The organism is Saccharopolyspora sp. NPDC002686, from assembly GCF_040295745.1.
Taxonomy (GTDB): Bacteria; Actinomycetota; Actinomycetes; order Mycobacteriales; family Pseudonocardiaceae; genus Saccharopolyspora; species Saccharopolyspora oryzae.
Window position 1 is genome coordinate 1 of sequence record NZ_JBEOVY010000394.1, and the last position, 6,618, is coordinate 6,618.

Annotated in this window: 7 protein-coding genes and 1 pseudogene; all 8 read right to left on the reverse strand. The window is 71.7% G+C overall.

Going from position 1 to position 6,618, the window contains the following annotated elements; translation table 11 throughout:
- Positions 1-291: 291 nt before the first annotated feature.
- Positions 292-1,761, reverse strand: a complete 1,470-nt coding sequence (locus tag ABTZ89_RS33515; RefSeq protein ID WP_351052363.1) for a S1C family serine protease — start codon at positions 1,759-1,761, stop codon at positions 292-294.
- Positions 1,762-1,886: 125 nt separating this feature from the next.
- Positions 1,887-2,045 (reverse strand): hypothetical protein, encoded by a 159-nt coding sequence (locus tag ABTZ89_RS33520; RefSeq protein ID WP_351052366.1) that lies wholly within the window; start codon positions 2,043-2,045, stop codon positions 1,887-1,889.
- A gap of 4 nt (positions 2,046-2,049) precedes the next feature.
- Complete coding sequence (locus ABTZ89_RS33525) at positions 2,050-2,238, reverse strand: VOC family protein (protein WP_351052369.1); 189 nt, start codon at positions 2,236-2,238, stop codon at positions 2,050-2,052.
- 66 nt (positions 2,239-2,304) lie between these two features.
- On the reverse strand, positions 2,305-3,381 hold the full coding sequence (gene galT / locus ABTZ89_RS33530; RefSeq protein WP_270948586.1) for a galactose-1-phosphate uridylyltransferase: 1,077 nt from the start codon (positions 3,379-3,381) through the stop codon (positions 2,305-2,307).
- On the reverse strand, positions 3,378-4,196 hold the full coding sequence (locus ABTZ89_RS33535) for a DeoR/GlpR family DNA-binding transcription regulator (protein ID WP_351052372.1): 819 nt from the start codon (positions 4,194-4,196) through the stop codon (positions 3,378-3,380). Before ABTZ89_RS33535 ends, galT begins: the two co-directional genes overlap by 4 nt.
- 101 nt (positions 4,197-4,297) lie before the next feature.
- Positions 4,298-5,728: a HAMP domain-containing sensor histidine kinase gene (locus ABTZ89_RS33540; RefSeq protein WP_270948584.1), complete on the reverse strand. Its 1,431-nt coding sequence runs from the start codon at positions 5,726-5,728 to the stop codon at positions 4,298-4,300.
- Positions 5,725-6,420: a response regulator transcription factor gene (locus tag ABTZ89_RS33545; RefSeq protein WP_270948583.1), complete on the reverse strand. Its 696-nt coding sequence runs from the start codon at positions 6,418-6,420 to the stop codon at positions 5,725-5,727. The genes ABTZ89_RS33540 and ABTZ89_RS33545 overlap by 4 nt, the downstream gene beginning before the upstream one ends.
- Positions 6,421-6,526: 106 nt before the next feature.
- Positions 6,527-6,618 (reverse strand): annotated as a pseudogene (locus tag ABTZ89_RS33550) (isoprenyl transferase); the annotation flags it as partial.

The following is a 6,618-nucleotide window of genomic DNA, read 5'->3' on the forward strand; positions in this document are numbered from 1 at the left end:
TTGTATTCGCCGCCAGGCGAATAGCCCACCCTCGCAGCTTGCACCGCCGCGGGTTCTCAGCGTTCGCCTGGCGAGGACGGCCCGACTGCCGTGTATTGGCATACATAAAGTCGGGCACCCGCAGTCCAGGCAGGCGCTGAGGTTCCGCTACTTGCACCGTCAAGCAAACCAGCCACTAGGAAACAGGTAATCCAACCGTCGACCGCTCCGGGGGCACGGAGGGGGCAGGGCCAGCCCGGTGGGCGGTCGACGGTTGGGACGCGGCCCGGCGGTGCCGGGCCGCGGGCTCGGTCACCCCTGCCCGGCGAGCGTGGCGTCCACGGTGCGGTCCCCGCCGATGGTGATCTTGACGCGGTCGCCCGGGGCGTGCGAGCGAACCGCTGCCACCAACGAGTCGGGGTCCTGGATCGGCCGGTCGTCCACCTTGGTGATCAGGTCACCGTTGCGGATCCCGGCCTGTTCGGCGGGGCCACCCGGCACGACGTTGCGGACCAGTGCTCCCGGCTGGTCGCCGGCGCCGATCAGCACGCCGAGCGTGCTCTGGGTGGCCGACCCGTGGTCCTTCAGCTCGGTGGCGATGCGCTTGGCCTGGTCGATCGGGATCGCGAAGCCGAGGCCCACCGATCCGGCCTGGCCCTGGCTGTTGCCGGGGCTGTAGATCGCCGAGTTGATGCCGACCACATTGCCGTCCACGTCGACCAGCGGACCGCCGGAGTTGCCCGGGTTGATCGCGGCGTCGGTCTGCAGCGCGTTGAGGACGGTGTCCTCGCTGCCCGACTCTCCGCCGGCCCGCACCGGGCGGTCCTTGGCGCTGATGATGCCGCTGGTCACGGTTCCGGACAGGCCGAACGGCGAGCCGATGGCCACCACCGGAGCGCCGACCGGCAGGTCGTCGCTGCGCCCCAGCTCGGCCGGGGTGAGCCCGCTGATGTTGTCGGCCTTGACCACGGCGAGGTCGGACTTCGGGTCGGTGCCGATCACCCGGACCTGCGCGGTGCGCCCGTCGTGGAACTGCGCGGTGAGCCGGCCGCCGGAGCCGTCGCCGCTCACCACGTGGTTGTTGGTCAGGATGTAGCCGTCCTGGCTGAGCACGATGCCGGACCCCTCACCGGCGCCGCGCGAGGTGACCATCTGCAGCTGGACGACGCTGGGCAGCACCTTCTGCGCGACCTGCTGCACCGAGCCCTGCGGCGCGTTGTTGACGCTGCGCGCCGGGCGCGGCTGGTCCAGCGACGTGACGCCTGGGGACCGGTCGCCGCCGAACTGGTAGCCCACGAACCCGCCGACGCCACCGCCGACCAGACCGCACACCAGCGCGAGCGCGGCCACGCCGGCGACGAGCCCACCGCGGCGGCCGTGGGCCTGGTGCGGCCCCGGCTGCACCGCGGTGTGCCCACCGGCGGAGGGCCAGGGCGCGTGCTGCGGGAACTGCTGCGTCGCGTGCGGCGTTGCTCCCTGCGCCGCGTACGACTGCTGGTTCTCCGACGGCCCGTACGACGGCTGGCCCTCCTGCTGCGCCGCGTACTGCTGGGGCGAGTACGGGCGCGCTGGCTCGGTTTGCTGCGCACCGTAGGGCTGCTGGCCCTCCGGTTGCGGCGTCGCGTGCGACTGGGCGGGATCCGGCTGCTGCGCCTGCTGTTGTTGTGGCTGCTGCTGCGGCACCCCGGCAGGCGGCGTGTCGCCGGTGCCCGCAGGACTGCCCTCGGTCTGCGGCGTCGGTTCTTCCGGCTGGCCGCCGGAACCCGGGGTGTGATCGGTCATGACTCCACTTTGCTCCACGCGGCTGAGAAGTGCCTGAGACCGAGCTGTGGACAAACCCCAAAGCTCGCTGTGATCTTCGCCGCGCTGCGGCGGGCGCGGTACTCCGCGAACCCGCCGGGCCCGGACTACAGCTCGGTGTACAGGCTGAGCCGGTTGCCGTAGGGATCGCGGAAGTCGAAGTAGTCCACCGCATCCGGGACGTGCTCGAGCGGGCCGACGTCGACGCCGAGCGCGGCCAAGCGCTCCCGCTCGGCCGCGGCGTCCGCGACGCTGAAGCGGGTCACGACCTCAGCACCGGAACGAGCGGTCGGTTCTTCGCCGAGCTGCAGCCAGATCGAGCGAGCCGAGCTGGAACTCCACCACCCCGTCCGCCGGTTCGAGATCGGGTTCGGAGAGCGCGAAAACCCGCTGGTACCACTCCACCGCCCGGGGGAGATCGCCGACCGGGAGCCCCACCGTCACGCCCTGGATTTCCATGCGGACATGCTCACGGTCGGCGAGCCGATCGTCCACCCGCAATCGGACGAATCGCCGGCCGCGCCGTCACCCCCGGAGCCGGTCGGCGATCTGTTCGGGGGTGACGTCGTTGATCCAGACCGCCATGCCGGATTCGGAACCGGCCAGGTACTTCAGCTTGTCCGCGCTGCGCCGCACCGAGAACAGCTCCAGGTGCAGCCAGGACAGGTCCCGGCCCACGCGAACCGGGGCCTGGTGCCAGGCGGCGATGTAGGGCAGCGGACCGTCGTAGAGGCCGTCGAGGCGGCGCAGGACGTCCAGGTAGGTCGTCGCGAAGTCGTCGCGCTCGGCGTCGGTGAGGGCCGCGATGTCCGGCACCTTCCGGTGCGGCACCACGTGCACCTCGACCGGCCAGCGCGCGGCCGCCGGGACGTAGGCCGTCCAGTGCTCGGAGTCGACGACCACCCGCCGCTTGGAAGCGCGTTCCGCGGCCAGGACGTCGGCCTGCACGTGACGACCGTGCTGCGCCATGTACTCCTCGGCGACCCGCAGCATCTTGCCGGTCTTCGGCGTGACGAACGGGTACCCGTAGATCTGGCCGTGCGGGTGGTGCAGCGTCACGCCGATCTCCTCGCCGCGGTTCTCGAAGCAGAAGACCTGCTCCACACCGGGGGTTTCGGCCAGCGCCGCGGTCCGGTCGGCCCAGACGTCCACGACACCGCGCACCTGCGAAGGACTGAGCGCACTGAACGAGGAGTTGTGGTCGGAGGTGAAGCAGACCACCTCGCAGCGGCCGGTCGCCGGCGCGGACGGCACCATCGGCATGCCCTCCACAGTGGACTCCTCGCCAGGGATCCCCTGCGCGAACGACGGGAACTGGTTCTCGAAGACCACCACGTCGTAGTCCGCTTCCGGGATCTCGCTGGGCCGCCCCGGAGCGCTCGGGCACAGCGGGCACATCTCGGCCGGCGGCTTGTAGATCCGCGACTGCCGGTGCGCGGCGATCGCCACCCACTCGCCGGTCAGCGGATCCCGCCGCATCTCCGAGGCCGGGGCCTGCGGCGGCAGCTCGCGGGTGTCGACGGCCTCCCTGACCTGCGCCGGGTCGGTGTCGAAGTAGATGATCTCCCGGCCGTCGGCCAGCCGGCCAACCGTGCGCTTCAAAGCCCCTCCACAGTGCCCCGCCGAACGGACTCCTCCTCGGCGCCTTCGGGATCCGCCAGCTCCAGGTCCAGGTGCTCGCCCAGCAGCTGCCTGGCCTCGACGGGCAGGCCCTGGTCGCTGATCAGCAGATCGACTTCGTCGAAGTCGACGATCGTGGAGATCCCGACGGTCGACCACTTGGAGCTGTCGGCGACCACCACCAGCCGGCCGGCCGCCTCGGCCAGCGCGCGGTTCGTCTCGCCCTCGTTGAGGTTCGGCGTCGTGAAGCCCGCGCGGGGCGCCATGCCGTGCACGCCGAGGAAGACCATGTCCAGGTGCAGCGAGCGCAGCGCCTGCACCGCGACCGGTCCGACCAGCGCGTCCGACGGGGTCCGCACCCCGCCGGTGAGCACCACGGTGCGGTCGGTGCGACCACGTCTCTGCAGGGCATCGGCCACGCGGACCGAGTTGGTCACCGCGGTCAGGTCCGCGACGTCGTCGAGGTGGCGGGCCATCGTCCAGGTCGTGGTGCCCGCGGACAGCCCGATCGCCGTGCCCGGCTGGACCTGCTGGGCGGCGAGCGCGGCGATGGCTTCCTTCTCGGCGAGCTGGCGCACCGACTTGGCCTCGAAGCCGGGCTCGTCGGTGCTGCGGCCGATCACCGAGGTCGCGCCGCCGTAGACCTTCTCCACCAGGCCGCGGCGGGCCAGCGCGTCGAGGTCCCGGCGGATCGTCATGTCCGACACGCCGAGCCGCAGCACCAGGTCACCGACCTGCACCGCGCCGGTGCGCCGCACTTCGTCGAGGATCACTTCCTGGCGCTGCCGTGCGAGCACACCCACCCCTTTGAGATCACGACCGAACAAGAACCAACACTACCTGAACGGGTGATACACAGAAGTGTGGCGTGGGTCTACCTCTGCTGGGGGATTGCTGTTCATTGCTGTTCGGTCTGCGGGGTGCGCCCCGGCAGGGACATGCGCAGCAGCGCACCGCCCTCCGGCGCTTCACCGGCCCAGACCGAACCGCCGTGGCGCTCCGCGACCTGCTTGACGATCGACAGGCCCAGCCCGGATCCCGGCAGGGTCCGCGCGTCCGACGAGCGGTAGAAGCGCTCGAAGACGTACGGCCGATCCACCTCCGCGATGCCGGGACCGCTGTCGGCGACCTCCAGGACGATCTGCCCGGTGTTCTGGTCCGGCAGCAGGTCCACCCGCACCCGGCCTTCGTCCGGACTCCACTTCGCGGCGTTGTCCAGCAGGTTCAGCACCGCTCGCTCCAGCGCGGTGGCATCGCCCATCATCACCCAGGGCTGCACCCGCACGTCGAACTCGGTGCGCGGCGCGCGCCGCCGGGCCCGGCTCAACGCGCGCTCCAGCACGTCCACCAGGTCCACCGGCTCGTGCACCGCCTGCGGGGTGTCCTCCCTCGCCAGCTCCACCAGGTCGCCGACCAGCGCGGACAGCTCGGTCACCTGTGCCTGGACGTCGGCGAACATCTCCTGCCGGTCCTCCTCGGCGAGGTTCGGCGCGTCCGGCCGTGCCGAGGCCATCAGCAGTTCCAGGTTGGTGCGCAGCGAGGTCAGCGGGGTGCGCAGCTCGTGCCCGGCGTCGGCCACCAGCCTGCGCTGCCGCTCCTGCGACTCGGCAAGCGCGCTGAGCATGCCGTTGAAGCTGGTCGTCAGGCGGGAGAGCTCGTCGTCGCCGTCGACCGGGATCGGGCGCAGGTCACCGGTCAGCGCCACGCGCTCGGTCGCGGCGGTCAGCCGCTGCACCGGGCGCAACCCGGCGCGCGCCACCGCTGTTCCGGCCGCCGCGGCGAGCAGGATCCCGGCGCCGCCCATCACGACCAGGACCACGCTGAGCTGGGCGAGCGTGCGCTGGGTGGGGTCCAGCGACGTGGACATCACCAGCGCGGCGTTCTGCCCGGTCGGCACGGCGACCACGCGGCTGTTGGTGCGCTGGTCGGTGCGCAGGGACTGCGGCGCTTCGCCGCGCGCGACCGCGAGTTCCGCGAAGCTCAGCGGCGGGCGCTGGTCCTTCGGGCCGATCTCGGAGCCGTCCGACCCCAGCACGCTGATCTTGAAGTTCGTCGCGGTGAAGAAGGCCACCGGCACCTGCTGCAGGTCCGCGGTGCGCACCAGCGGCCCCTCGGCGGATTCCACCGCGCGTTCGGTCAGGCTCTGGTCCAGCTGCTGGTAGAGGCTGTCGCGCACGGTCACGAACGCCGCGACCGACACCAGGGCGACGGCTCCCGCCACGCACATCGCGGCCAGCCAGGTGACCCGGTTGCGCAGCGAAACGCGCTGGAAGCGGCCCCTGGGCTGGTGCGGGCCGAGGTCCGGCGGGGGTGGGGCGGGAACGGTCACGGCGGTGTCTCTCGGAGGACGTAGCCGACGCCGCGGACCGTGTGGATCAGCCGGGGCTCGCCCTCGGCCTCGGTCTTGCGGCGCAGGTATCCGATGTAGACCTCGAGGGCGTTGCCCGAGGTCGGGAAGTCGTAGCCCCACACGTCCTCCAGCAGGCGGCTGCGGGTCAGCACCTGCTTGGGGTGCGCCATCAGCAGCTCGAGCAGGGCGAACTCGGTGCGGGTGAGGCTGATCGGGCGCTCGCCGCGGCGGACCTCGCGGGTGCCGGGGTCCAGCTCCAGGTCGGCGAAGCGCAGCGCCGCCGGGTGGTCGTCGAGGCCGGCTTCCGGCGGGCTGGCGCGGCGCAGCAGCGCGCGGAGCCGGGCGAGCAGCTCCTCGAGCGCGAAGGGCTTGGGCAGGTAGTCGTCGGCGCCCGCGTCGAGCCCGGCAACCCGGTCGGAGACCGCATCCCGGGCCGTGAGCACGAGTATCGGCAGGTCATCGCCGGTGCTGCGGAGGCGCCGGGCGACCTCCAGCCCGTCGAGCCGGGGCATCATCACGTCGAGCACCATGGCGTCGGGCCGGCTGGCGGCCAACTGGTCCAGGGCCTGCTGACCGTCCGCGGCGAGCTCCACCTGGTACCCGTTGAACTGCAAGGACCGGCGGAGGGACTCGCGCACGGCACGATCGTCATCGACGACGAGGATGCGCATGGGGACAGTCTTACCCCTGGCCCTGAGAACGAGCTGAGAGCCTCACCTGACGACGCGAAACGCCGTGATGACCATCTCATCCCCGGCCCGTTCCGATCACCCGCACCCGCGCCGCGTCGCCGATCTCGGCCCGGCCGCCGTAGTTGACGCACATAGTCAGGTTCATGACCTCGTTGTTCTCCGTGCGCACCTCGGCGG